This window comes from Pseudomonas sp. 2822-15, assembly GCF_002742515.1.
Taxonomy (GTDB): Bacteria; Pseudomonadota; Gammaproteobacteria; order Pseudomonadales; family Pseudomonadaceae; genus Aquipseudomonas; species Aquipseudomonas salomonii.
The window spans coordinates 1-262 of the sequence record NZ_LJRY01000342.1; the positions used below are offsets into that span (position 1 = coordinate 1).

1 protein-coding gene is annotated in these 262 nt (G+C 34.7%); it reads left to right on the plus strand.

What is annotated here, in order from left to right; all coding sequences use genetic code 11:
- Window positions 1–84: 84 nt before the first annotated feature.
- Window positions 85–262, plus strand: a 178-nt coding sequence (locus AOA59_RS33680) for a response regulator (RefSeq protein WP_143522847.1), incomplete at its 3' end; no start/stop codon positions are given.

A 262-nucleotide genomic window follows, 5' to 3' on the forward strand; every position in this document is an offset into this window, starting at 1 on the left:
GAAAGATATATCATTCAAGCAAAACCAATGGCGGAAACCAATTAGCTGACGAGATTAACAATTATATAAAAAGAGGGGAATCATATGAGTGCTCGAATATTACTTGTTGATGATGAAACGGAAATGAGAAAGTTATTACAAGTTTGCCTTGCATCAAATAACTACGAACTTGAGGAAGCTTCCAATGGAGAAGAGGCCCTATCGAAAATTAAATCGACGGAATATGATCTCATATTATTAGATATCATGATGCCAGAAATAG